Annotated in this window: 19 protein-coding genes; 12 read left to right on the forward strand and 7 right to left on the reverse strand. The window is 40.6% G+C overall.

Translation table 11 applies throughout. The features are described 5' to 3' along the window. The first annotated feature begins 7 nt into the window (after nucleotides 1-7). The 4 genes from EDD70_RS07600 to ptsP are packed head-to-tail and all read left to right on the forward strand — an operon-like array spanning nucleotide 8 to nucleotide 4,248. Complete coding sequence (locus EDD70_RS07600) at nucleotides 8-1,216, forward strand: phosphopentomutase (RefSeq protein WP_092751386.1); 1,209 nt, start codon at nucleotides 8-10, stop codon at nucleotides 1,214-1,216. 2 nt (nucleotides 1,217-1,218) lie between these two features. Then, complete coding sequence (locus tag EDD70_RS07605) at nucleotides 1,219-2,289, forward strand: amidase (RefSeq protein ID WP_092751384.1); 1,071 nt, start codon at nucleotides 1,219-1,221, stop codon at nucleotides 2,287-2,289. 45 nt (nucleotides 2,290-2,334) lie between these two features. Then, on the forward strand, nucleotides 2,335-2,592 hold the full coding sequence (locus tag EDD70_RS07610; protein ID WP_092751382.1) for an HPr family phosphocarrier protein: 258 nt from the start codon (nucleotides 2,335-2,337) through the stop codon (nucleotides 2,590-2,592). An 18-nt stretch (nucleotides 2,593-2,610) separates the two neighbouring features. Continuing rightward, complete coding sequence (gene ptsP / locus EDD70_RS07615) at nucleotides 2,611-4,248, forward strand: phosphoenolpyruvate--protein phosphotransferase (RefSeq protein WP_092751380.1); 1,638 nt, start codon at nucleotides 2,611-2,613, stop codon at nucleotides 4,246-4,248. 749 nt (nucleotides 4,249-4,997) lie between these two features. Here ptsP and EDD70_RS07620 read toward each other — a convergent pair. Genes EDD70_RS07620 through EDD70_RS07635 form a run of 4 tightly spaced genes read right to left on the reverse strand, consistent with a single transcriptional unit; the run spans nucleotide 4,998 to nucleotide 8,010 of the window. Beyond that, the gene (locus EDD70_RS07620; protein ID WP_092751378.1) at nucleotides 4,998-5,636 is read right to left on the reverse strand and encodes a PilZ domain-containing protein; all 639 of its coding nucleotides are present in this window, start codon (nucleotides 5,634-5,636) and stop codon (nucleotides 4,998-5,000) included. 37 nt (nucleotides 5,637-5,673) lie between these two features. Continuing rightward, nucleotides 5,674-6,183 carry a chemotaxis protein CheW gene (locus tag EDD70_RS07625; protein ID WP_092751376.1) on the reverse strand — a complete coding sequence of 170 codons (510 nt, stop codon included), beginning with the start codon at nucleotides 6,181-6,183 and terminating at the stop codon, nucleotides 5,674-5,676. A gap of 26 nt (nucleotides 6,184-6,209) precedes the next feature. Continuing rightward, on the reverse strand, nucleotides 6,210-6,617 hold the full coding sequence (locus EDD70_RS07630; protein WP_092751374.1) for an EscU/YscU/HrcU family type III secretion system export apparatus switch protein: 408 nt from the start codon (nucleotides 6,615-6,617) through the stop codon (nucleotides 6,210-6,212). Then, entirely contained in the window at nucleotides 6,604-8,010 is a 1,407-nt protein-coding gene (locus EDD70_RS07635; RefSeq protein WP_092751372.1) for an antitoxin, read from the reverse strand. Before EDD70_RS07635 ends, EDD70_RS07630 begins: the two co-directional genes overlap by 14 nt. 228 nt (nucleotides 8,011-8,238) lie before the next feature. On the opposite strand from EDD70_RS07635, the gene EDD70_RS07640 reads away from it, so the two are divergent. The 4 genes from EDD70_RS07640 to EDD70_RS07655 are packed head-to-tail and all read left to right on the forward strand — an operon-like array spanning nucleotide 8,239 to nucleotide 12,668. Then, nucleotides 8,239-10,275 carry a chemotaxis protein CheA gene (locus tag EDD70_RS07640; RefSeq protein ID WP_205408575.1) on the forward strand — a complete coding sequence of 679 codons (2,037 nt, stop codon included), beginning with the start codon at nucleotides 8,239-8,241 and terminating at the stop codon, nucleotides 10,273-10,275. Between the two features lie 12 nt (nucleotides 10,276-10,287). Continuing rightward, the gene (locus tag EDD70_RS07645; RefSeq protein ID WP_092751370.1) at nucleotides 10,288-10,764 is read left to right on the forward strand and encodes a chemotaxis protein CheW; all 477 of its coding nucleotides are present in this window, start codon (nucleotides 10,288-10,290) and stop codon (nucleotides 10,762-10,764) included. Between the two features lie 42 nt (nucleotides 10,765-10,806). Then, nucleotides 10,807-11,628 (forward strand): CheR family methyltransferase, encoded by an 822-nt coding sequence (locus EDD70_RS07650; RefSeq protein WP_092751368.1) that lies wholly within the window; start codon nucleotides 10,807-10,809, stop codon nucleotides 11,626-11,628. Further along, nucleotides 11,625-12,668: a protein-glutamate methylesterase/protein-glutamine glutaminase gene (locus EDD70_RS07655; protein ID WP_092751365.1), complete on the forward strand. Its 1,044-nt coding sequence runs from the start codon at nucleotides 11,625-11,627 to the stop codon at nucleotides 12,666-12,668. Before EDD70_RS07650 ends, EDD70_RS07655 begins: the two co-directional genes overlap by 4 nt. 451 nt (nucleotides 12,669-13,119) lie before the next feature. Here EDD70_RS07655 and spo0A read toward each other — a convergent pair whose 3' ends face one another. Beyond that, nucleotides 13,120-13,923, reverse strand: coding sequence for a sporulation transcription factor Spo0A (gene spo0A / locus EDD70_RS07660; protein WP_092751362.1), 804 nt, complete (start codon nucleotides 13,921-13,923; stop codon nucleotides 13,120-13,122). 132 nt (nucleotides 13,924-14,055) lie between these two features. After that, on the reverse strand, nucleotides 14,056-15,288 hold the full coding sequence (spoIVB, locus tag EDD70_RS07665) for a SpoIVB peptidase (RefSeq protein WP_092751360.1): 1,233 nt from the start codon (nucleotides 15,286-15,288) through the stop codon (nucleotides 14,056-14,058). 520 nt (nucleotides 15,289-15,808) lie between these two features. Here spoIVB and EDD70_RS07670 point away from each other — a divergent pair. Further along, on the forward strand, nucleotides 15,809-17,113 hold the full coding sequence (locus EDD70_RS07670) for a PocR ligand-binding domain-containing protein (RefSeq protein WP_092751358.1): 1,305 nt from the start codon (nucleotides 15,809-15,811) through the stop codon (nucleotides 17,111-17,113). 33 nt (nucleotides 17,114-17,146) lie between these two features. Further along, nucleotides 17,147-17,782: a cobalamin B12-binding domain-containing protein gene (locus EDD70_RS07675; RefSeq protein WP_092751356.1), complete on the forward strand. Its 636-nt coding sequence runs from the start codon at nucleotides 17,147-17,149 to the stop codon at nucleotides 17,780-17,782. Between the two features lie 72 nt (nucleotides 17,783-17,854). Here EDD70_RS07675 and EDD70_RS07680 read toward each other — a convergent pair whose 3' ends face one another. Next, the gene (locus EDD70_RS07680; protein WP_092751354.1) at nucleotides 17,855-20,548 is read right to left on the reverse strand and encodes a cation-translocating P-type ATPase; all 2,694 of its coding nucleotides are present in this window, start codon (nucleotides 20,546-20,548) and stop codon (nucleotides 17,855-17,857) included. Nucleotides 20,549-20,701: 153 nt separating this feature from the next. Between EDD70_RS07680 and EDD70_RS07685 the strand changes: the two genes are divergently transcribed. Beyond that, nucleotides 20,702-21,871: an exonuclease SbcCD subunit D gene (locus EDD70_RS07685; protein WP_092751352.1), complete on the forward strand. Its 1,170-nt coding sequence runs from the start codon at nucleotides 20,702-20,704 to the stop codon at nucleotides 21,869-21,871. Beyond that, a complete protein-coding gene (locus EDD70_RS07690) occupies nucleotides 21,858-24,836 on the forward strand; it encodes an AAA family ATPase (protein WP_092751350.1) in 2,979 nt (992 codons plus the stop codon). Before EDD70_RS07685 ends, EDD70_RS07690 begins: the two co-directional genes overlap by 14 nt. Nucleotides 24,837-24,880 lie beyond the last annotated feature (44 nt).

Genomic DNA, 24,880 nt, shown 5'->3' on the forward strand with positions numbered 1-24,880 from the left:
TGTTTAGATGGGTAAATTCATAGTAATTGTTCTCGATGGCTTCGGCATTGGAACTATGCCGGACGTGCTGCAGGTACGCCCTCAGGATATGGGGGCAAATACTTGTATGCATATTTTTGAAAGAAAACCTAATTTAAGCCTGCCGACTTTAGAACGTTTAGGGCTTGCCAATATTATAGGGCAAGAAACACCAAACTTAAAATATAGTAAAACAGCCACGTTTGGCAAAGCACAGCTTATGCACGACGGCGCAGATACTTTTTTTGGGCACCAAGAAATTATGGGCACTCGCCCCGAAAAGCCTTTTGGCGAACCCATTAAAAATAAGCTTGAACTTATTATGCAAACTTTGCAGGAACACGGGTATAAAGTAAGGCTGCATGCAGGCGTAAAAGAAAAGCTGCTGGTAGTGGAAGAGTGCCTTACGGTAGCCGATAATATTGAATGTGACCCTGGGCAGGCGTTTAATATCACCTCTGCATTGGATGATATCGAGTTCAGCGAGGTTGTAAAGATAGGAAAACTAGTGCGTTCTGTATCTGTGGTGCCACGTGTAATCACTTTTGGCGGGCATGGCATCCATCTTGATGATATACTTGCCGCAGTTGAGGAACATGGCGAGTACATCGGCGTGAATGCACCTGCTTCGGGTGTTTACAACAACGATTACCACTGCGTACACCTCGGTTACGGAGTAGACCCACAAGTGCAAATACCTACCATTTTAGGCAAAGCAGGCGTCCCAGTTTATTTGCTTGGTAAAGTAGCCGATGTTGTAATAAACGATTACGGAACCAGCTACCCCATGGTGGATACTCGTGCCGTACTAGAAAAAACTTTGGAGCTTGTACATTCGGTGGATTCAGGGTTTATTTGCACCAATGTACAAGAAACCGATTTGTGCGGGCACCGAGAAAACGTAGATGCTTATGCTGAAAAGCTGCAGACTGCGGATGAAGTCATTGGTCGTATTCTACCTGAGCTTAAGAAAGAGGACATATTAATCGTGATGGCAGACCACGGAAATGACCCTACCATCGGTCATCCTCATCATACGCGAGAAATGGTACCGCTGATGATCTACAGCGGTAGCTCATCGCCTAAAAACGTGGGCGTTCGCAGTACACTCTCTGACGTAGGGGCAACCGTTGCCGACTATTTTCATCAACCAAAGCCGCAGAATGGCAAAAGCTTTTTACCTCTGCTGAGGATATAATCATGACGAAACTTGAAAAAGCAATGCAGCTTGCGCAAGCAAATTTAGGGCGTTCGGTTGTGCGAATAAACGCGACTGCACAACAAGAACAATTTCAAAAACAAAAAGAGTATTCTATTTTCGGTGTAAAGAATACGGAAGATATCCCAGATAGCCTGATTAATAAATTACGGCAAAATGAGCACTTTCTTTTTCTTACCATTGATAAAATGGCGGATTTAGGGCGCAGCGTAGATATTGATTTGGTCAATCCCCTAACCTATCGCTGTATGACGGGATCGACCAGCGGCGGCTGTGTCAACATCCTCAAAGGCATTACCGATTTGTGCATCGGCACGGATGGTGGTGGTTCGGTGCTGGCTCCCGCACTAAGCACCAATTTATATTCCTTTATGGGTAAAGGTGTAGGGCTGATGCTGAAAAACGGCAGCCTTTCTACCGACGGGCTGCCGTTTGCACCCGGTGTAGGGGTTATCTCCACTCGGCTCAATCCAATCCGCAAAGCAATACAGGCATTGACGGGGAGGGCTTTTACAAAAACCAATGAGTCTATCCGCATAATGACACCTGCATCTGGATGTATGATGCTGCCAACCGGAGAGGACGCCCACACCGTTTTGCAGCCAATACTCAGCCAACTGCCCAAACAATTTATAATTCAGGAACACACCTTTGCCGACTGTTATAACCGTACAGCTCTAGTGGAAGAGATAAACCGGCTAATTGCCGCGGATGTTGCCGATTTGTTTTTAACTTTAGAAGGACCAATCGATGTTTACAGCTACGATGAAACTATTCCTAAAAAATTTGAAGGTCCACTCCCCGAAACGCTTTGTGCAAACGCAAGCAAATCGTTTGTAAAAGCTGTCAATATCTGTGGATGCAGCGGTTTTACTATCCCGCACAGTCGGCTTGCAACAGGTTTTGTTGTTACATGCCCCTGCGGATGGGAAAAAGCAGATATGGGTTATACCCTTGCCTGTGAACTGGAAAAACTCGTCAGCTTGCCTGCTATCTTCGAGAAATATTTTATTAATAGAGAAAAATATGTTACTCCCAACCGTTTTAAATAATTTATAGTCATTAAAAATTTATTATACATTAATTTGGAGGAAAAAATGAAACAGTTTGAATATACAGTTGTGGATGAATTAGGCTTGCATGCACGTCCGGCAGGTTTATTGGTTAAAAAAGCTATGGCATGGAATAGCAAAATTACGATTAAAAAAGAGGATAAAACGGCAGATGCCAAACGGTTATTTGCTGTGATGAGCCTTGCTGTTAAAAAAGGCGAAACCATTGCCTTCGTGGTTGATGGTGAGGACGAAAGTGACGCTGCGCAGGACTTACAAGCGTTTTGCAGCAGTAATTTGTAAAGGGGAAACAATACATCCATGAAAGAAATGCACGGGATTGCTGCGTCGCGCGGAATTGCTATCGGATTGTATCAGGCATTGCAAATAGCAGATGTAAAGATACCTTACAGAATAGTAGAAAACATACAGGAAGAATATCAGCGGTTTGAAACCGCAAGGCTGAATGTTATCGCCAAACTCAATCAAGTTTATACTGAAAATGTAGAATTATTGGGTGAGAATGCAGAGATTTTTAATATTCATGCTATGATGCTGGAAGATTTGGATTACCTGGACAGCATCCACAATTTGATTTTGCAGGATAAATGCAACGCGGAACATGCGGTTTCGGTTACATCCAAAAAGTTCTCAGAAATATTTTCGTCTATGGAAGATGCTTATATGAACCAACGCTCTGCAGATGTGATAGACATTTCTAGGCAGGTAATAGATGTATTAATGGGAACCGAAAAAGGCTTGCTTTACGGTACAGGCAAAATTGTGGTAGGCGCTGAAGATTTGCTACCCGGACACACCATGCAGATGGATAAAAGCCGAATACTCGCGTTTATCACCGGAAAAGGCTCTGCCGTTTCTCATGCTGCCATATTGGCAGGTTCTTTAGGAATCCCCATGGTAGCAGGCTTGGGAGATAACCTTGAGTGCATAAGTGATGGGGAGCTGCTAATTGTTGATGGCACACAAGGGTTGGTGATAGCAGATCCGGATGAAAATACACTACAGAATTACCGCAGCAAACTGCTAGCGCAGCAGGAGATTTTGTGTAATCTGCAAAAATTTAAGAATGCGCAAAGCATCACTTTGGATGGCCGCCGTGTGGAACTGTGTGCAAATATAGGCAACCCCGATGAGATAGAAAACGCATTGCTTAACGGCGCCGAGGGAATCGGGCTTATGCGCAGTGAATTCCTTTATATGAACGCATCCAGCTTTCCCACCGAAGAACAGCAGTTTACAATTTATAAATCAATGCTGGAGCGTATGCAAGGGAAACGCGTTGTTGTACGAACACTCGATTTTGGAGCAGACAAGCATGTGGATTACTTTGAACTGCCGAAAGAAGCCAACCCCGCATTGGGCTATCGCGCCATCCGTATTTGCCTTAGTCAAAAAGATATTTTTGGTCCGCAGATACGTGCACTTTTAAGGGCTTCTGTATATGGCAAACTTGCCATTATGTTCCCTATGGTTATTTCTGTTGATGAAGTGCGCGAAATTAAGGCTTTTGTTCAAGAGCAAAAGCAGCAGTTAATCGAAGCAGGTATTGCCGTAAGTGACAGCTTGGAACTGGGCGTTATGATAGAAACCCCTGCAGCCGCTTTAATTAGTGACCAATTAGCACAGGAAGTAGATTTTTTCAGCATCGGTACCAATGATTTGACTCAATATACATTGGCGGTGGATCGTATGAATGAAAAGATAGGGCATTTATTTAACACATCCCATCCGGCTGTTCTACAGCTTATCAATCTCACAATACAAAATGCGCATAAAAACGGTATATGGGTGGGCATCTGCGGAGAAGCAGCAGCTGACACCTTGCTTACCCCGCACTTTCTCTCGATGGGCATTGATGAATTATCGGTCAGCGTGCCATCCATTCTCCCCGTTCGAGAAGTAGTATGCAAACTGGATTTATCACAATTTCAAGGCTAAGGATGTACTATCCGATAAGCTAACAAGGACTTTAACTCCATTATGTCCTCCACCTACTGTGGGTTTGAAACCTATCGCTTTGCCAAAAATAACACTCAAAAAAATAGTATCGAGTTAAACATTGATGTTTAGCGGCGGATACGGCGGTTTTTATCTTTGTTTTTATATACCCAATGGTCAAGGATAACATTTCGTTTTTTGAGGTTGTGGTTTGACTTGAGCCCACATTATACCCATTAAATTGAATATTCTACAAAAAAGACCAATGGTTTACTCTTGGAGTTAATTCAAGAACATAAATCATCGGTCTTTTTTATATGATTTTTTAGTTTAAGTACATTAAAACAAACTATATCCAAATATTTACGCTAATATATTAAGCTTAAAAGGGTAAATTAATACAGACACTATTGAGAAAAGAGGTGTCCCGAAGTTGGAGAACGAACAAGCATACGGCTTACGAAAGTAATGCTGCATGTTAACCGAAATTCAAGAACAGGAAGTCTCAAAAATCAATAATGTCTTTATAAGCACCATTTCAGGTTTGCCTGAGATGGTGTTTTTATTTATAAGCAACGAATCTTTTATCCGGTGCTTGGAGCATCTAAGCGTTGATTTACTATACCCACTACTTCATACTCAAGAACTACGCTATTTAAGTTAAAATAGGCTGAAAATATTTTATTTTCAGTAAACAATAGCAGGAGTATAGTGTTTTCTTAGTTTTATTCCGAATTATTCTTTGTATCTTATCGATATTTTTTCTTTTTTTTGTTTTGCTTGTTTTGTTTGTTGAGTATATATTTGTAAAGCATATCAGATTGTCGGTCGGTAATACCGATGAATTCGCAGCCATATCCTATTTTACTTTCATCGCCTTCTCTGATTATCCTGCGAATAATACAGTTAAAAGGCGTAGGACCATCAGGCAACTGCAAAATGGGAAAAACCACATCCTCTACATCAAATTTTTCGGTCGTGGTGAATTGCATCCCGTTCAAGCTGACATCCACAAGTTCTATTTCAACCATGCGTGGTTCCTGTTCTGCCGGCTCACTCGAAATAAGCAGCTGTGCCTTTTCTTTTGCATTTACGCGAAAATAAAGGCGCTTTTCAAATTCTGAAAGAGCCGTTACATCGGTAATGCGTGCAAGGTTTTTTGCAGATATGTACATTCTGCCTATCAGAACCCTAAAGCCTAAAACACTGTTGTAAATATTCATTTTAACCAAAGTGTTATAAGCAATCAGCGGCATTTCGCCTCTCACATCAATCACATCAACGTAACCGGATGTTATTTTGCCGATAACACCCGATGCCAGCAGATCGTTGCTGCGAGATTTTAGGACACAAACCGATCCTGCATATTTTTCAGAAATCGGCAGCATAAGTTATCTCCTCCAACTATTTACAGTACTTAATAAACTACTGTTCTGTACAAAGCAGTTGCTCTACTTCATCCTGATTTAATATTTTCTCCGTATCCAAAAGCAACACAACCTTAGCAGCAAGTTTACCAACCCCTGCAATAAATGCATTTTTGTTATCTCCTAATATTCTGGGCGGCGGGCAGATATCTTTTTCATCAATATCTGTCACTTCATCTACAGCATCTACAATAAAACCAATATATGTCTCTTTTAGATTTGCAACAATAATACAGGTACGCTCGTTGTATTCAATTTCTGCGCGATGCAGACGCAGACGAACATCAATAATGGGGATAATGTTGCCACGCAGGTTGATGATGCCTTTTGCATACACCGGATACTCAGGAACCGGTGTTATTTCTTGAATACCCACTATTTGCACGACATCTGCAATTGGGATTCCAAAAAGTTGGTTATCTGTCCAGAATGTCAAAAACTTACCGTCAAGGCTCTCGCTTTCTTCTTGACCGGCTGCAAAAGAAATTGCTTCATAATTGTCTTGCATATTAAACTCCCTTTCCTCAGCATAAATCAACCTTCCACAAAACTGCCAACTTGTTGCTCGTCTTCAGGAACTTCTTCCTCAATCATATCGGGATGATTCCTTTGAGAAACAAGATTGAGTTTGTTGGAAATTCTGCCCGTTTTTGTTTCAATCGGCTTATGTTTGTTTTTTATGTCTGCCGAAATCTCAAGCAGTTGGCGGTAAATTGCTGCAACGACCTCGTATAATTCTACCGGAATATTGCTGCCAACCTCTAACATACACATCAAAGACGCAGCGCTGTCATCTTTAAATACGGGAATGCCTTTCTGTTCGGCAATATCAATAATTTTTTCTGCAATCGTTCCGTATCCCGAAGCAATAACCACGGGGGCTACATCTTCTTCTGCGTTATATTTAAGCGCAACTGCTTTGTTCTTTCTAGATTTTGACATCAACACCCGTCCTTTTATATGGTAACGTCTTAAACACATCCATTAAGGAGCGCTGCCGTTCCAGCTTATCTATGGTAATTCGTTCAAATTTATAGCTTGAATTTTGAGTAATCTGCGATAATTTACTCGATAATGCAGAAAATTCGGACAAATATTGCACAGGGCAAAATAATGAAAATTGAATTTTCTCCCCTTGCGCCCAAAGCTCCGCTTCAAACTCACCGATTCCGCTTATGTCAAATACAATCAGCATATGTATATTTTGGTCTGTTTCTGTGCCTTGCTGTGCACTGTAAGTATCGTTCGGGTCAATCCAAAACTCTGCAAAAGATTTTATATTCATATACTCTACAGGAATAACAAAATGCAGCAGCGGCGTAAAATTACAAGGAGAAGATAGCAGGCTGTGTATAATTTTTTCTATTTTTTCACCGCCCAGCATAATGGAAGAAACATCTTCGTTCTGCCTGCCGATGATATCTGCTATTGTATTCATGATATGAGAATGGTCTGCATTTTTATGATTCTCGCCGAAAGTAGCGATATAGTCTGCTACCAGCTGCCTAAACTGCATTTTCTGCTCTGCACCGTTGATAAACATCATGATATCTGCAAGAGATTCCCCCAGAAAATCTGGGTTATCTTGAAAGCGCGACAGGTTGTAAATTACAATGGGTACAATTTTTGCAAGCTTTGGTGAAAATAAAATGCTGTTTTCTACCTCTTTGAGTAATTCCAAAGTCTCCTGCTTTAAAGTGCTGAACTGCCCTATCGCATCCTCTTGGCGAAATTTTAAAGATAATTGCTGTAAACTCTCTGCAAGGCTCTTACTAGGTGCAAGGCTTTCAGAGAGAAATTGCAAACTGTTTGCTACCGAATCCAAGACATCCTGCTTTGCCAAGATACCATTTATTGATTTTAGTAAATTGGTGAGTTCTTCGCTTGATTTTAGCTGTGGCTTTTCTGATATCAGCTTGCGAAGAAAATCAAACAAATCCCCTTTAAAAACGGTAGATGCATACTCTTGACGCAGCATTTCTTCCACGATTTGATCAGGATTAATAAGCAGTGCGTTAAAAAGCTGCTGAATTTCTTGTGTTACTGTGCTGTTATTTACTGGCAGCAAGCTAATAATTTCTTGCAGCATAAAGATATTTTTAAGAAACTGAACCGTTACTGCAGGGTCTTTAAGCAGGTTCATTAATATGCTTGCGCCTTCATCTTTTTGCAGCAATTTATTGTTTTGCCCAAGCAATTCGCTTTGCGGATTGGACTTTATGACCTTTGTTATATCCTGCAAGTTAAAAGGTACGGTTGGGTCGGTAGACTGCTTGTTAGGCTGAATTGCATTTTTATTAATCAGCGGTGCTGTTATTTTTAAAATATCTGCCATATTGCTCCCCTTACCGCATCTTTTTTATTTTTTATTCTGCCAAATACAGAATTAATTTTTATCCCTATTTATTATATCGTATTTTTTACATAAAAGTTGAGGATATAAATAAAGTTTTTTTGAAATGTGTCGACAATATTTATAAGAATATCAAATATAAATACGGCATCTTCCGCGTTAGGTGCCGTATGTAACTATTTAACATATGCGCGGAGAAATGGTGGTTTTATGAGCGGTATTGACGTTAGTATGGAACCTATGCTTGAAATGTTTATTTATGAAACAAGCACCCTTTTAGAGCAGCTTGACGAAATTCTTTTGGAATCGGAAAAAGAAGATAGTTTAAGCTCCGAAAATATTGATGAAATTTTTCGTATTATGCATACTATAAAAGGTTCTTCTGCTATGATGGGGTTGGAGGGCATTTCTACCCTTTCGCATAGAATAGAAGATCTTTTCTTTCTAATACGTGAAAATCCTGATGAAATCAAAGGGCATGAAGAAATTTTTGATATCGTTTTTCAAGCATCCGACTATTTAAAAGCAGAAGTTGAACTTATTCAAAATGACGATTATACAGAAACCGATTTTTCTGATTTACTGGATCGCCTAAAAAAATTGGTTTCGCTTATTAAAAAAGAGGAGGATTCGGAAGCGCAGCAGCCTACCCAGGTATCTGCCTCGGCACAGCCTGCCCTCTCTGCAGACAAGACAAGCGAAGAAGAACAACAGATACGAGTATTTTTTGAGGACGGATGTCAAATGGAGAATATCCGTGCATTTATGCTGGTGTCTCAAATATCTGAGTTATGCAATTCTATTTCGACAGTCCCCCCTCATCCTGAAAAAGACTCCAACTTATCTGCAGAAATCATCAAAAACGGTTTTCTGATTCGGTTTGTTCCTGCAGCCCCACTGGACGAAATCTATTCCGTACTGGAAAACTCTATTAATATTAAATCTTACGAGAATATTGACGCTGAGCAAAAGAAAACTGCAAAGACAGGTAAAAAGGGTACCGGTACTGCATCATCATCCGGTTCGTCACAGGAGAACTCTTCCTCCAACTCACAAAGCAGTAAGGCAGGCAAACAAAGCTTAATCAGTGTAAACCAAAGCAAACTAGACCAGCTGATGGATATTGTTGGTGAGATTGTAATTGCCGAATCCATGGTGTCAGGCAGTTCGGATTTAAAAGGTCTTCAGCTGGATGGATTTCATAAAGCAACCCGCCAACTGCGCAAACTTACCGACGAACTGCAGGACATTGTTATGTCTATCCGAATGGTTCCGCTCACCGGTGTATTTCAAAAAATGAACCGTATCGTACGCGATATGAGTAAAAAACTTAATAAATCGGTTGATTTGGTTACTTCAGGCGGTGAGACCGAGGTTGATAAAACAATTATTGATTCTATTACCGACCCGTTTATGCATATGATCCGTAATTCTATGGATCATGCTATCGAATCACCGGAAGAACGACAAGAACTGGGGAAATCTCCAACCGGTAAAGTGACAATGGCTGCTCAAAATGTCGGCGGTGAAATTGTAATAACCATAGCGGATGACGGAAGAGGCTTGGACAGAGATAAAATCGTGAAGAAAGCAAAAGAAAACGGTATTCTTACAAAACCGGAAAGCGAATACACTGAGAAAGAAATATTTTCTTTGATCATGGTTCCGGGCTTTTCGACAAACGAAGCTGTAACAGAATTTTCTGGCCGCGGCGTAGGAATGGACGTTGTACGCAAAAACATAGAAAAAGTAGGCGGTTCTATTTCGGTAGAAAGTAAAAAGAACGTAGGCACCACCTTTACTATCAAAATTCCCCTTACATTGGCTATTGTTGACGGTATGGAGATTTCTGTTGGCGAAACAGCATTTACACTGCCCATTATATCGATTAAACAATCATTTAAAATCTCTGAGGAAACAAAAATAATATACGGAACAGACGGCTGCGAAATCATTATGGTGCGTGGGCAGTGCTACCCTATCATTCGTCTGCACGAAATTTATGATATTCAAACCGATAAAACAGCGTTGACTGACGGTATTGCTATCCTTGTTGAAAATGAAAATAAGGTTGCCTGCCTGTTTGCGGATGAACTTGTTGGCGAACAACAAGTTGTTGTAAAACCCTTCCCTATTTTCTTCAATCATCACAACCTAAAGGCGAAAGGTATGGCGGGCTGTACCATTCTTGGGGACGGCGGTATCAGTCTGATTCTCGATGTCCACAATCTGCTCAAGCAGTACTAAGGAGGTTTTATCATGAATGAAAATATCAATGCATCTACAGCTCTTGACGACCTTATGGGGCGATTTCTCACCTTTTACATAGGCGATACCATTTATGGCGTTGAACTGCTGCATGTATTAGAAATCATCAGCATTCAAGCAATCACCAGTGTTCCGAAAGTTCCTAACTATATCAAAGGCATTATCAACCTCAGAGGTAAAATTGTACCTGTTGTAGATGTTCGTTTGAAACTGGGTAAAGAAGAAAGAGAGTACGATGAGCGTACTTGCATCATTGTTGTTAGCATTGACGAAATGTCGGTAGGATTAATTGTTGACCGCGTATCGGAAGTAGTGGATATTGATAATGTTGGGCTTTCTGCACCGCCGGAATTAAGCTCTTCTTCAACCAACCAGTATTTAAGTTCGATTGCTAAAATAGAAGATAAAGTGATTCTTAACATTGATTTGGAACGCTTTTTCTTTGAAGAAATCGGCGGAATACTCTAGCCGGTTTGCAAATAATATTAATATGGAAAGGAGCAACTGTATATGATCGCTATGACAGATAAAGAATTCGACACACTCACAAAATTCGTTAAACAAAATTACGGAATAGATCTTACTAAAAAACGTATTTTAATAGAAGGCCGCCTTTCCAACACGATTACAGCAAAAGGATTATCCTCTTTTGAGGAATATTTGAACCTGATTTTTAATGATAAATCGGGGCAGGAAATGAAAGTGCTGTTAAATAAGCTTACTACGAACCACACCTTTTTCTTAAGAGAATCGGATCATTTTCAATTTTTAAAGGAGTATGTGCTGCCGTATTTGGTAAAACACCGTAAAAACAAAGATTTGCGCATTTGGAGTGCCGGCTGCTCTGCCGGACAAGAACCTTATACAATGGCAATGGTGATTGCCGATTTTTTCGGCAATCAAAGCAGTTCTTGGGATACAACGATTTTAGCGACCGATTTGTCTACCCATGTTTTAGAACAGGCAAAAACGGGGATTTATTCTGCAGAAAGCATAAAGGATGTTCCCCCCGAATGGATGCAAAAGTATTTCATCGATAAAAAAGACGGTACTTTTGAGATTTGCGACCGTATTAAAAAAGAAGTGGTTTTTCGCCATGCCAATTTGATGGAGCCGTTTAATTACAAAAAACCTTTTGATATCATCTTCTGCAGAAATGTAATGATATACTACGATGCTCCCACTAAAATTACCTTGGTTAACAAATTTTACGATTGCACAGCAAATGGAGGTTTTCTTTTTATCGGCCATTCAGAAACCATAAATCGTGAAAACACAAAATACCGCTACATCAAACCCGCTGTCTACCAGAAGGGGGAGAATGCTAGATGAGACCAATGAAAAAAATCCGTGTACTTATTGTCGATGATTCTATCGTCTTCCGCGAAACACTCAGCCAAAAACTATCTGCCAACCCGCAGCTTGAAGTAGTTGGTTCTGCAGCAGATACTTTTGATGCTATGGAAAAAATCAAGCAGCTGCGGCCTGATGTGCTGACATTGGATGTTGAAATGCCCAAAATGAACGGCATAGATTTTTTAAAAAAGTTGATGCCAACTGACCCGCTGCCTGTTGTTGTTGTAAGTTCTTTGCCCATAAACGCTTTTGAAGCTTTGGACGCCGGTGCAGTTGATTTTGTAAGAAAGCCGTCAGCAAAATCATCATCGGATATAACTGATTTTATCAACGAGTTAATTGTAAAAATTAAAATTGCCTCAACAGCTCATGTAGGCAAAAAATTATCTGCTATTCCACAGCCGGCAACTCAGTTTACCGCGGATATAGATAATATGGTGATAGCCATAGGAGCATCCACAGGTGGAACGGAGGCGATTCTTTCTGTTATTAAAGATTTGCCTGTTACTACCCCTGGTATTGTAATAGTACAACACATGCCGCCTGTATTTACAAAAATGTATGCTCAGCGCCTTGATAAAAATTGCATTATGAGTGTAAAAGAAGCAGAAAACTTGGATCGTGTAGAAAAAGGCAAAGTGATAATTGCGGCAGGCGAAAATCATTTGACTCTCGCACGTGATGCAAGAGGATTTTACGTAAAAAGCCGCCCCGGCCAAAAAGTTAGCGGTCATTGCCCGTCAGTAGATGTTTTATTTGACTCTGTGGCAAGCATTGCAGGCTCTAACGCGATTGGTATTTTGCTTACAGGCATGGGAGCAGATGGCGCCAAAGGGCTGTTAAATATGCGCAAGAACGGCGCATACACAATCGGCCAAAATAAAGAGAGTTGTGTTGTTTACGGTATGCCGATGGTTGCGTATAATATAGGTGCAGTAACAAAGCAACTCCCCCTACTGGATATAACAGGGGATATTATTGGTTATATGAACAAAATAGGAAATACTAAGAAATAATGTAACCGTTTATAGTACAAAACGCAAACAGAAATTCTGTTTGCGTTTTTTTATGATAAATTATATTAATATTGTAACCGTCAAATAACCACACAGACAAAGCCTTACTGAAGCTTTAAAACTTGGGTGGATTTAAAATATTGTGATTAATTCAGCTTGCAGCTTTACTGATTTCAGGGCAGACTATTATCCAATTGGATAATAAAAGGTGCAGCACTTTTCGAGCCTCTTGTAGATAATATGAAAGAAGAAATGCTAGTCAAATTGTACCAATTAAAACAACTCCTTTACTTTAAGGGTATACCCCATAAAGCAAAGGAGTTTATTGCACTATAATTAATAATTTATTTTGGCTAATAACTTGTGTATAGAAAAATAAACCAATCATGCATAATATTTATTTGCTTGAAAACTTTGTAATAAAATATTAAAAAACCGCTTAGGTAAGCCATCATTTAACCGCTTCTGCCTCGGTACGCATCCCTTTTAAGCGAAGGGTAAGCTTGTCAGAGATGAGGGCAATAAATTCGCTGTTAGTCGGTTTACCGCGCGAATTATGAATGGTATATCCAAAGTAACTGTTGAGAATATCCACGTCGCCTCTGTCCCAGGCAACTTCAATTGCATGACGGATTGCACGCTCTACCCTGGAGGAAGTGGTATTGTAGCGTTTTGCAACTGTGGGATAAAGCTGTTTTGTAACCGAATTGATAATGTCGTGATCTTCAATGCAAAGCATAATCGATTCGCGCAAATAATGGTATCCCTTAATATGAGCAGGAACACCGATTTGATGAATAATTTCTGTTACCATCATTTCTATATCGGGTTCTGATTTGACAAAAGGCAACACTTGTGCATTTGAAATATTCGTCATTTTACGAATTCCGGTCAGTTGAACAATTCTTTCAACCAAAACTTCAACATCAAACGGCTTTAAGAAAAAATAAGATGCTCCGGTATCCATTACTTCTTTTTGCAAAGTTGGATTGTCGAAAGTAGACATAACCATAAACAGAGGTTTTGCTGTGCCGGCATTTTTTACTTGCTTCATAACAGAAATCGCATCGAAATACGGCATAAAAATGTCACACAGCACAACATCCGGCTTTTGCTCTGATATTTTTTCAAGCAAAATCGCACCGTCCTTTTCAAGAATTGTGGTGTCAAAGCCGTAGGTTTTCAAGAGATTGGAACAGGGAACTGAAAAATCTTTATTATCGTCCGCAATAATAATTTTTAGCCTGTTTTCCATGATAATTCCTCCAAGTTGTCTGTAATATTTCCGTCTTCTATATATTACCATATATTTCCAAAATTGGCAATACTTTTTTCGTCTTTTTATCACAATATTATTTATAACATTTACGTAAATTTTTGTCAATTATTACGAAGCCATTCGCATTGCATTTTCTACATTGTCGATGGAATAATACATATTCTCAGCGAATATGCCGAAACCACGTGTCGGATCATTAACAAATACATGTGTAACGGCACCAATTAACTTACCATCTTGCAAAATGGGGCTGCCGCTCATTCCTTGTACTATACCCCCGGTTTTTGCAAGAAGTTTGGGGTCGGTGATGCGAATTACCATGTTTTTGGTAGGATTGGTGTCACCAAAATTAACCTTTTCTATCATTATGTCGTATTCTTGAGGTGTGCTGCCATTAAGTGTAGTTAAAATAGTTGCTGAGCTTGCTTTAACCTCTTGACGAAATGCAATGGGAATAAGCACAGGAGGAGTAATTTTTGAATTGAGCGTACCATAAATGCCTGTCTCATTATTTAAATACAGATTACCAAGCTTACCATTTTCGTAAAAATTGCCTTGTAATTCTCCCGGTACGCCGCTTTCGCCTTTTACGCAGCCTGTAATATCTACTTGAACCGCCTCGCCTTTCATCAGCGGCAAAATTTCACCGGTATCAACATCGCATACAGCATGCCCCAAGCCACCAAAAACGCCCGATATAGGGTCGTAAAAAGTCATTGTACCAATTCCTGCAGAAGAGTCTCTCACCCACATACCTGCTTTAAATTCATCACTTACACCGCTTCTGCGCGGAACAAGTGTAACCGTCATAGGAGTATTTTTTCGTTTTAAGTTAACTTTAAGCGGTTTACCTCCGCTTTTTTCAAGAATATCTCCTACTTGCTCATTTGAATAAACTTCTTTCCCGTTGATGCGCATAACAACATCGCCAATTCGTATTCCGGCTTCTTTCGCGGGATTTATTGGACCTGCTTCGGTATCAAGGTCACTTAAGCCAACTACCATTACACCTTCAGTGAACATCTTAATGCCAAAAGGTGAACCGCACGCTGCTACCATTTGTTTATCCACTACCTGTACTGTGACCTGTTTAAGCGGTATAGAACCAAATAGTTTTAACTGTGCTTGATAGGTATTGCCTGATTGTGTCAACACCTGCCGTAAACTATTTTTATTTTCAACACTTGCAGTTACATTTAATTGAGAGCGGATAGAAAATTCTTCTCCTTCTGCAATCATATAGCGATCGGGTAGTAAATTACTGATATAAAATAGAAAACACAGCAGTGCCGCAATACAAATTGCAAAGGCACTCACTGTCGCTTTTAAAAAATTTTTCATAATTCATCCTCACATCTTTTAAAATAATAATCATCGACATCAATTATTTTGGACGGACGGATGATTTTTATGAAAGGCAAAATGTTATTAAATTGGTTATCAATTTTGTTATGTGCAAATCTTCCTTTGACAGTTATGATTTTCCGATGATAAAATTAATTTCCTGATTTAAAACCAATGAAAATTAAGCGGCTGAATCGGCTGATAATATAGCTTCATGTAAATTTAAAATTTTTTCGACCTTCCTATTTTGCCCCAAATTCCTAAAATTACCGCAAAATTTGGCTTAAAAAAGAAATTAAATTAGATAGCAATTATAATTGCCTTGAGATAAGATATAGTGTGATGAAGTTTTTATCTGATGCATAAAATAATATTCCTATCGATATAGTAGACAATAGTTTTACCTTAAAATTGTACAAAATTATGAAACATGTCATAATAATTTACCAAAAAAACAATAATTTTATTAGAACCGCATCTGCCCCTATGATAAACTATAGAAAAGGATGGTGTACAAATGCCGCAGATTTTTGAAGAGCCAATCAGTCGCTTTGATCTTGCACTTGCAAAAGAATGCGCCGATGCATTTTCATTATCAACGGGTATTGGTTGCACGGTTTCTGATTTGAACGGCAATGTGCTACACAGTATCGGGTACAGTTGCAGTTGCTGCGAAGTTTGTTCAATTATAAATGAAAAAAAAGATGCAGAACTGAAATGTAAGGATGCGCTCCTTTATGGAATGATGCAGGCAGAACGCTTTGGCGGCAAATATATATATTATTGTCCTATGGGGCTTACTTGCTTTGTTTCACCCATTATGAGTGAGAATGAAGGAGTTGCATTAGTAACCGCAGGACCGTTGCTGATGGTAGAAACCGATGATTACATTAACTTTGACCTCAATAACCTAAAACTTTCAAACAAAAAAATTGAGAAAGTTTTAAGCGTTATTCATAATATCCCTTATGTTAGCCCCGAACGGGTGTCGCGCATGTCTACCTTACTTTTTATGTCAGTTGGTTTTTTAAATAACATAGCCTCCTACAACCAACTGTTAAAAACGCAAAATTCTGATACAATTCAAGGGCAGGTTGGTGACTTTGTTCATCAGTTAAAGCTGGAAAATAATAAGGATGCTTCTTCTTACCCGTTGAATAAAGAACATGAACTGATGCAATCCATTATAGATTCGGACAAACCAAACTCTCAGCGTCTGCTAAATGAATTGCTTGGGCACATTTTCTTTTCATCCGGCGGTGATTTTAAAATTATAAAGACACGCGTTTATGAGTTGATTGTTTTACTGTCACGTGCCGCAATAGATGGAGGTGCTGAAACATCGCTGGTTTTCGATATGAATCACCGCTATATGGGCGAGATTGAACGCATTATATCTGTAGATGAATTGTGTTACTGGCTATCAACCGTAATGAGTCGATACACTGATTTGGTATTTAAATTTTCGGATGTAAAGCATATTGATGTTATACGCAAAGCGGCAGAATACATACGTAAAAATTACGCTGGGAAAATTACGCTGGAAGAAGTTGCCTCTTATGTATACCTCTCTCCGTCTTACTTCAGTAAGGTATTTAAAGAGGAAATGGACTGCAACTTTAATACCTACCTAAATAAAATACGTATTGAAAAAAGTAAAAAATTGCTCTTGACCGATAAAATCAAGCTTGTTGATATTTCGGGAATTGTGGGCTTTGAAGATCAGAGTTATTTTTCAAAGGTATTTAAAAAAATGACAGGTATTACCCCCGGCAAATATCGTGAGTCAAGAGGCTTAATCAAACCTAAAAAAGCAAATTAAGTTTTAAGATTATAAAAAAGGAGTCGATTTTAAATGAGTATTTTAGCTGAAATCTCTGAGAATCTTCAAAAAGGTAAGGCAAAAATCGTAAAGCAACTGGTTGAGGACGCAATTAACCAAGGAATTTCTGCAAAAGAGATTCTTGAGGAAGGTCTGCTTTCCGGTATGGGTATTATCGGTGAAAAATTTAAAAACAACGAGGTATATGTACCCGAAGTTTTAATTGCTGCCCGTGCAATGAACGCCGGTGCTGCTTTGCTAAAACCTCTGCTGAGTGAAGCAGGCGTTGTAGCAAACGGAAAAGTTTGCATAGGTACCGTTAAAGGTGACCTGCACGACATTGGAAAAAACCTTGTTAAAATGATGATGGAGGGCAAAGGCTTAGAGGTTATTGACCTTGGCACAGATGTACCGCCTGAAAAATATGTTGAAGCAGCTGTAAACGAAGGTTGTACCGTTATTTGCTGCTCTGCCCTGCTCACCACAACCATGGGCGTTATGAAAGATGTAGTTGCCGCTACAGAGGCTGCAGGCATTCGTGATAAAGTAAAAATCATGGTAGGCGGCGCACCTGTTACCGATGCTTTCTGCCAACAGATAGGCGCAGATCGTTATACACCCGATGCTTCGACTGCAGCAGAAGTTGCAATTGAACTGTGTAAAGCATAACTATTAAAAAATTCTTCAAGTTCTGTAACATAAAAAAGAACCCTTCGTATATGAAGGGTTCTTTTTTTATGTTTATTCTTTTATTTCGTTGGGAGACAGGAACCGAGTTTTACGCTTTGTTAGAATAAGAATAGATGAAAGGACGGGTGCAAACATTACATACACAAGCATAGTCATAAGATGATGCCAGCCGAGCGGAACCGTTTTGAATACATTATTGAGAAACGGTACATAAATTGCTGCCCAAAGCACACCTGCTGATACCAATACCGCCAAAATCAATTTGATATTGTTAAACGGGTTGATACGAAACAGACCGTGTTCTTCGCTCTTACATTCGAATACATGAATCAGCTGTGTGATAACCAATGTTGCAAATGCGCCGGTACGTGCAAGGTTGATATCCCCAAATTCGCGCATAAAATTACTGAATACCGCAATGGTCGTAAGCCCGATGAGGCACCCTCGGAAGATAATGGTAGAAAGCAATCCTCCCGATAGAATGCTCTCTCCTTTACTGCGCGGACGCACCTCCATAACATCGTGGTCGGCAGGCTCCAGCCCGAGGGCAATGGCAGGTAAACCATCGGTTGCCAGGTTGATCAGTAAAATCTGTATGGGGAGCAATATGACAGGCATCCCCATGAGCATACCGACAAACATGGTGATGACTTCGCCGATATTGCAGGAAAGAAGATAACGGATAAACTTACGGATATTGCGGTAAATTACCCGTCCTTCCTCAATGGCAGCCACAAGGGTTGCAAAGTTATCATCAAGCAATATCACCGAAGACGCCTCTTTGGTAACGTCGGTTCCGCCTTCGCCCATAGAAACACCAATGTCTGCCTCTTTTACAGCAGGTGCGTCATTCACACCGTCACCTGTCATAGCTACAATATTCCCCTGCTTTTTAAGGGCACGTACAATTTTGAGTTTATGCTCGGGGCTGACACGCGCAAATACTGTAGTTTTTCCAATATTGCTTTCAAACTCGGCATCGCTCATTTTGTCAATCTCTTTGCCGGTAAAAACCATATCCCCTTTGCGTAAAATATTTAATTCCGATGCAATGGCAGATGCAGTAAGCTTATGGTCACCTGTAATCATAATTGTTTTTATACCCGCTCTGTGGCATTTTCGTACGGCATCAAATGCTTCTTTACGGGGAGGATCTATCATACCTGCCAGCCCTACAAAAGTGAGATTTTCTTCTTTGGTTGGTGTTTCTCCTTCCCGCAATTCTCGGTAAGCAAAAGCCAAAACGCGCAGTGCCTTTTTTGCCATCTGCTCATTTGCCGATTCAATCGTACGGCGAATGGAAAGTGTCATTGTTTCCTGCTCTCTTCCGCGCTGATAACAATTGCATTTCTCCAAAATCATATCCGGCGCGCCCTTTGTAAGCAGGTATCTGGTACCGCTGCGGTCTTGCACTACTACCGACATGCACTTGCGTACAGAGTCAAACGGCAATTCGTCCATACGCGTGTAACTAACCGCCGATGATTTTTCGGTGACATGTCCTTTTGCCGCCATAACCATGAGGGCTACCTCAGTAGGCTCCCCATTTACCTGCCAATTCAATTTGCTTTTATGTCGTAAAAATATATCATCCTGTTCATTCTCAATGTGCGCATTGTTACACATTACAGCAATATCAAGCAGCAACCGTATATCCGGCTGTGCAGCAACACCAACACTGCTGCCATGGTAAAGAAGTTCGCCGCTTTTTTCGGTGCCGTTGCCCGTTACGGTAATCTGCCGTTCGATTGTAAACAGTTCTTTTACCGTCATTCTATTTTCTGTAAGCGTTCCGGTCTTGTCCGAACAGATGACACCTGCGCACCCCATTGTCTCCACTGCGTGAAGCTTACGTATCAGCGCATTGCGTTTGAGCATACGTGAGACAGCAAGTGCCAAAGCAATGGTAACAACAGCGGGCAGTCCCTCCGGTATGGCAGCGACAGACAGAGAAATACCGGTAAGAATCATATCAAAAACAGGCTCACCGCGAATAATACCTGTAACCGTAACGATAGCACAGATGACCAAACAGCCAATAGCAAGATATTTACTCATGCCATCCAGTTTTTCTTGCAGTGGGGTTTTTTCTTCCGATATTTCTGTGAGCAGACCCGCAATTTTCCCCATCTCGGTACGCATACCGGTATCGAGCACAATTGCTTTGCAACGCCCTTTTACAATGTTTGTCCCCATAAAAACCATATTGTTATGTTCACGGGCGGGGTGCTCAAAGTTTTCATCTTCAAACTTTTCTACCGGTACCGATTCCCCGCTGAGCATTGCCTCATCTGCTTGCAGAGCACTTGCTTCAAGCACCTGAGCATCGGCGGGCACTCTATCGCCTGCTTCAAGCAAAATCAAGTCTCCCGGTACAAGTTCAATTGCTTCCAATTCCGTCTTTTTACCGTCTCTTATTACCTTTGCGTGAGGTGCAGCAAGGTTTTTGAGTGCTTCCAGCGTCTTTTCGGTACGAAATTCTTGTGCAAAACCCAAAATAGCATTTACCAGAACAATCAATACAATGGTAAGTGCTTCAACTGCCTCCCCCATAAAAACCGACAGTACGGTTGCAATCAGTAGAATAATTACCATCAAATCTTTAAATTGACCAACAAACATTTTTAGTGCACTGTGCTTTTTCCCGGCTGCCAACACATTTTCGCCGTACTCAAACAAGCGCTTGTTTGCCTGCTGGGTAGTAAGTCCGGCATATCCGCAGTTTTTTGGTTCACGTCTTGCCATATTTCAGTCCTCCCTGTTATTGTCAAAGTCATGTGCTAGTCCAACTATATTCACAACAGGAAGAAAATATACAACCAACCTTTGACTATTGTTGAGGTACGGTTTAAAATAGAATTATCTATTTCTGCAATATTCGACGGAGGGCAGCATATTATGAGGATTGTACATACATCGGACTGGCATCTTGGTAAAATCGTAAATGAATTTTCGATGCTGGACGATCAACGATTTATACTAAAGCAAATGATCGATTTTTTAGTGCAGCAAAAAGCGGAATTGCTGGTGATAGCGGGCGACTTGTATGATCGTTCGATACCGCCGGCAGACGCAGTATCCCTATTAGACGAAGTGTTTTACCGTATTACGGTAGAAGCGGGAATTCCAATCATAGCGGTAAGCGGCAACCATGACAGCCCGCAGCGGCTTAACTTTGCAAGCAGAATTTACGAGCGTTCGGGGCTGTACGTTGAAGGTATCTATAATAAGACGATTCGAAAAATTACATTGCAAGACGAATTTGGTAATATACATTTTTATTGTCTGCCTTATATTGAGCCTGCAATTGTAAGGGCAGATTTCCCCGATGAAAAGATTCACAGCTACGACGATGCTTTTCGTACATTGATTCACCACAACCTTACCGAAATCGACCTTACCGAGCGAAATGTACTGGTAACGCATGGCTTTTTCTCTTATCTTAAAAACCCCGACGCTGTCGAGCGCAGCGACTCCGAAATCAGCATTGGGGGCAGCGATTTGATTGATGCCTCTTATGTAGATATGTTTGATTATGTGGCACTGGGGCATCTGCATCGGCAGCAAAAAGCGGGGCGGGATAATATCCGCTACAGCGGTTCTCCGCTAAAATATTCGATACAGGAAAGTACATCGCAAAAATCGATTACTACGATCGAGATGCGTGAAAAAGGTGAACTCAGTATAAAAAAATACGGCTTAACCCCTCGGCGGGATATGCGTGTTTTGTTAGGAAGCTTTGAACAGCTAAGCAATGCTGCAAATGTGCAGGGCAACCGCGAAGACTACGTGTATGCTCAGCTTACGGACGACAGCTTAATTCCGTGCGCAATGGACAAGTTGCGCACGGTATACCCCAATATTATGGGTATGGAACTGATTGGGCGTAAACATGAGTTTGATGCTTCGGTAAGTGCTGCCGCCGCGGTGAAAAACAAAACACCTCAGGAGTTGTTTGAAGAGTTTTATTCTGCCGTAAAAGGAGAAGAAATTACCGATTCGCGCCGTACGATGGCAAGTAAATTGTTCAGCAAACTGCAAGGAGGGTACGACGATGAAACCAATTAAACTAACGATGAATGCATTCGGCCCGTTTTCAGGCAGTGAGACCATTGATTTTACAACCATTATACAAAGCGGAATCTTTTTAATTACAGGCCCCACAGGTGCGGGGAAAACCACAATTTTTGACGCCATTTGCTTTGCACTGTACGGCAGAGCAAGCGGTGACAACCGGCAAAACGAAAACTTTAAAAGCGACTTTGCACCCGAAACCACATTATGCAACGTTTATTTTGAGTTTGAGCTACGCGGAAAGGTGTTTTGCCTTTTTCGGCAGCCGCAGCAGCAAAAATTAACAAGCAAAGGCACTTACACGATGGTGCCAAGCAAGGTGGAACTTACTTTGCCAAATGGTGATGTAATAACCGGCGCTTTGGACGTAAATGTGCGCATCAATGATATATTGGGTATCAACCTTAATCAGTTTAAACAAATTGTTATGTTGGCACAGGGCGAATTTCAGCGTCTTTTGGAAGCATCCTCCGATGAAAAACAAGAAATTTTTCGCCGTATTTTTTCAACTGAATTGTTCGACCGTTTTGCACAAGAACTAGGCGAAAAAACACGCACATTGGATGCAGCTATCGGAAAGCAGACCGATGCCATTGCAGTCTGTGCATCCGGTATGGATTGCGGCGGAGATGCCGAGTTTTACGCTTTAACGCAAGCACCCTCCATTGACGTTGAGGTATTGCTTGCTGCTGCCGAAACTTTTGTAAAGCAAGACCGAGCAAAGCTTGAAAAGCTGGAGCAGAAATTACTCGATTTAAATGCATTGAGAGATAAACTGAATTTAGAGCAAGCTGTAGAAGTTAACCATAAATTTGAAAAACTTGAAGATTTACAAAAGAAAACCAATGTACTGCTCAGCCGAAAAGGTTATATTGCCGAGCAAAAAAATAAATTGGATTTGATTCGCGGTGCACAGCAGGTTAGCAAATCTGATGATATGATTGCTCAACTCAGTGCACAGATAGCAGAGTATCAAAAAGAAATGCAGGATTGCCAACACCGCCTGCCCTTGCTTGCAAACACAATGCGCCAATCACAATCTGCGTTATACGAAGCAAAATCGCGCGAAGAAGTAAAACAAAATCTAATCGAGCACAGAACAAAGTTAGCAGCCACACAAAATGTGTTTTTTAAAATTGAGCAATGCAATGCAGAACTTTTGGAACTAAAAAAAGCACGTGAACGGCTGAAAAAAAATGAATATATATTGCAAAAGTTAAAAGAACGCTCGGTTATGATTGCACAACTTCGGGAAGCACGAAAAAAACTTGCCAATATTGAGCAGCTGTCGTTACTTTGCGAAAAAGCGATTGAAGGCAACAAAGCGTTTGCAGCGGTAAAAGAAGATTATATTTTGCAGTACGACCGCTTTTTAAGCGCCCAAGCAGGTGTTTTAGCTCGTACATTAGAAGATCATCTCCCCTGCCCTGTTTGCGGCTCTTTCGACCACCCAGCGCCCGCAAAACTTGCTGAGGACGTACCGACGCAAGCCAGCTTGGATGAAACCCGCAACGATTTAGACGCGTTGACGGCTGCGCTGAACACCTTGGAAACGGACATAAAAGCTTGTTTTCGTCAAATTAATTATATGGACGATGTGTATAGCTTTAAAGAAGAGGAAGTTTTAAGCTATCCTTCTGAGATTTCTGCTTCAAAAGAAAATTTTGAGCGCCATGTATCTGCCTTACAAAATCAAATTCAAGAAATTGAACTGGAAGTTGCAGAGCTGACCGATATTGCCAAACCCGATGAGAAATATGATGATGAAATCGCAGTACTTGATGAAATAGCCAAAGTCACCAACCGTTTGCTTAAATCAAAAGCTGAAATTGACAGTAAAAAGAGACAAATTGATGAATTATATGAGCAACTGTCAGCTGATATTAAGGATGCGGAACAATTAAAGGCAGAGATTGAAGCTACCGATAAACAAATCGTACAGATTAACGAACAAATAGCTTCGACCACGCAGCGTTTTATGGATGCAAAATCGGAATACGATAAACTTTGCAAAACAGTAGAAATTTCGCGCAGCAAGATGTTTAATTTGAACAATCAGCTTAGCCTTGCCCAAAACCAATTCCACGCCGATTTAAACATCTTTCGCTTTACATCGCGTGAAATGTATGAAGAGCATCGCGCCCTTATCGATAAAGCAACAGAAATTGAAGAAATTATCAATAGTTATAACATCGCTTGTACGGCTGCTACCACAGAGCTCAACTCTTTAGAAACTGAATTGCGTGATAAAACACAGGCAGACGTTGAACTATTAAGTGCACAACACAAAGAACTTACTGCACGAATTTCAGATCTCAATCAGCAGAAGGTAACACTGGCTGCACGAGTTAAAATTAATACGCAGGCGGTTGGTTCTATTCGTGAACGTTATAACGGAATGGCAAAACTATATTCACAATATAAAGATGTAAGCGAACTTTACCGCCTTGCAAGCGGTAACAATGCACAGCGAATTTCGTTTGAAAGTTATGTTCTCGCATCCTATTTTGATGATATTATCGCATTGGCAAACATGCGGCTTAGTAAAATGACTTTTTCTCGATATGAACTTCGCCGTAAATCCGACCGTGAAAAATTCGGGCGGGCATCCGGATTGAGCCTTGAAATAATCGATAATTATAGTGGGAAGGCACGCCATATAACGACTCTTTCAGGCGGTGAAAGTTTTAAAACATCGCTTGCTTTGGCATTAAGCCTGGCAGACATTGTGCAGATGTATGCAGGAGGAGTAATAATCGACACGATGTTTATTGACGAAGGTTTTGGCACATTGGATGATGAATCATTAAGTTCGGCTGTTCAAACGCTAATGTCATTGGGTGAAGATGGACGTGTTGTAGGTATTATCTCTCATGTGAGCGAGTTGAAAGATCGCATTCCTACACGCATAAATGTAACTTCTACCAAGTCGGGCAGTACGTGCAACATAGTATCGTAGTGATAAAATAGCGAAAAAAGAAAATTTATGAAAAAAACCCTTGA

Origin of the sequence: Hydrogenoanaerobacterium saccharovorans, from assembly GCF_003814745.1 — a bacterium.
In the GTDB taxonomy this organism is placed as follows: domain Bacteria; phylum Bacillota; class Clostridia; order Oscillospirales; family Ruminococcaceae; genus Hydrogenoanaerobacterium; species Hydrogenoanaerobacterium saccharovorans.

Bases quoted from the DNA above. Each gene is read 5' to 3' on its own strand.
- EDD70_RS07620 (WP_092751378.1), bottom strand. From the start codon at position 5,636: ATGCTGCCGATTTCTGAAAAATATGCAGGATCGGTTTGTGTCCTAAAA.
- spo0A (WP_092751362.1), bottom strand. From the start codon at position 13,923: ATGGAAAACAGGCTAAAAATTATTATTGCGGACGATAATAAAGATTTT.
- EDD70_RS07670 (WP_092751358.1), top strand. From the start codon at position 15,809: ATGCCGCAGATTTTTGAAGAGCCAATCAGTCGCTTTGATCTTGCACTT.
- spoIVB (WP_092751360.1), bottom strand. From the start codon at position 15,288: ATGAAAAATTTTTTAAAAGCGACAGTGAGTGCCTTTGCAATTTGTATT.
- EDD70_RS07625 (WP_092751376.1), bottom strand. From the start codon at position 6,183: ATGCAAGACAATTATGAAGCAATTTCTTTTGCAGCCGGTCAAGAAGAA.
- EDD70_RS07630 (WP_092751374.1), bottom strand. From the start codon at position 6,617: ATGTCAAAATCTAGAAAGAACAAAGCAGTTGCGCTTAAATATAACGCA.
- EDD70_RS07650 (WP_092751368.1), top strand. From the start codon at position 10,807: ATGATCGCTATGACAGATAAAGAATTCGACACACTCACAAAATTCGTT.
- EDD70_RS07600 (WP_092751386.1), top strand. From the start codon at position 8: ATGGGTAAATTCATAGTAATTGTTCTCGATGGCTTCGGCATTGGAACT.
- EDD70_RS07645 (WP_092751370.1), top strand. From the start codon at position 10,288: ATGAATGAAAATATCAATGCATCTACAGCTCTTGACGACCTTATGGGG.
- EDD70_RS07605 (WP_092751384.1), top strand. From the start codon at position 1,219: ATGACGAAACTTGAAAAAGCAATGCAGCTTGCGCAAGCAAATTTAGGG.
- EDD70_RS07675 (WP_092751356.1), top strand. From the start codon at position 17,147: ATGAGTATTTTAGCTGAAATCTCTGAGAATCTTCAAAAAGGTAAGGCA.
- EDD70_RS07655 (WP_092751365.1), top strand. From the start codon at position 11,625: ATGAGACCAATGAAAAAAATCCGTGTACTTATTGTCGATGATTCTATC.
- EDD70_RS07610 (WP_092751382.1), top strand. From the start codon at position 2,335: ATGAAACAGTTTGAATATACAGTTGTGGATGAATTAGGCTTGCATGCA.
- ptsP (WP_092751380.1), top strand. From the start codon at position 2,611: ATGAAAGAAATGCACGGGATTGCTGCGTCGCGCGGAATTGCTATCGGA.
- EDD70_RS07680 (WP_092751354.1), bottom strand. From the start codon at position 20,548: ATGGCAAGACGTGAACCAAAAAACTGCGGATATGCCGGACTTACTACC.
- EDD70_RS07640 (WP_205408575.1), top strand. From the start codon at position 8,239: ATGAGCGGTATTGACGTTAGTATGGAACCTATGCTTGAAATGTTTATT.
- EDD70_RS07685 (WP_092751352.1), top strand. From the start codon at position 20,702: ATGAGGATTGTACATACATCGGACTGGCATCTTGGTAAAATCGTAAAT.
- EDD70_RS07690 (WP_092751350.1), top strand. From the start codon at position 21,858: ATGAAACCAATTAAACTAACGATGAATGCATTCGGCCCGTTTTCAGGC.
- EDD70_RS07635 (WP_092751372.1), bottom strand. From the start codon at position 8,010: ATGGCAGATATTTTAAAAATAACAGCACCGCTGATTAATAAAAATGCA.